The sequence below is a fragment of the Streptococcus sp. HMSC056C01 genome (assembly GCF_001811305.1).
Taxonomy (GTDB): domain Bacteria; phylum Bacillota; class Bacilli; order Lactobacillales; family Streptococcaceae; genus Streptococcus.
Map to the genome: position 1 here is coordinate 98661 of NZ_KV804209.1, position 400 is coordinate 99060.

Sequence of the window (400 nt, forward strand, 5' to 3'; positions counted from 1 at the left end):
GGGCATAGCCAAACAGAAGTTCCAAAAGATAATCCTAACACTCCTAAAGAGAATGAAGTGAAACATGAGCATCATGGAGAAGAACATGATCATGGCTTTGCAGCTGAGCGTGTGATTAGAGAAGATGAGCAAGGTTTTGTAGTTTCACATGGAGATCATGCACATTATTTCTTTAAAAAAGATTTGTCAGCAGAGCAGATAAAGGCAGCGCAAGAACATTTACATGGGCATAGCCAAACAGAAGTTCCAAAAGATAATCAAAACACTCCTAAAGAGAATGAAGCGAAACACGAGCATCATGAGGATGAACATGATCATGGATTTGCAGCTGAGCGAGTGATTAGTGAGGATGAGCAAGGTTTTGTGGTTTCACATGGAGATCATGCCCACTATTTCTTTA

General features: G+C 40.2%; 1 protein-coding gene. It reads left to right on the forward strand.

What is annotated here, in order from left to right; translation table 11 throughout:
• On the forward strand, nucleotides 1-400 hold a 400-nt coding region (locus tag HMPREF2795_RS07495), incomplete at both ends, for a pneumococcal-type histidine triad protein (RefSeq protein WP_261675810.1).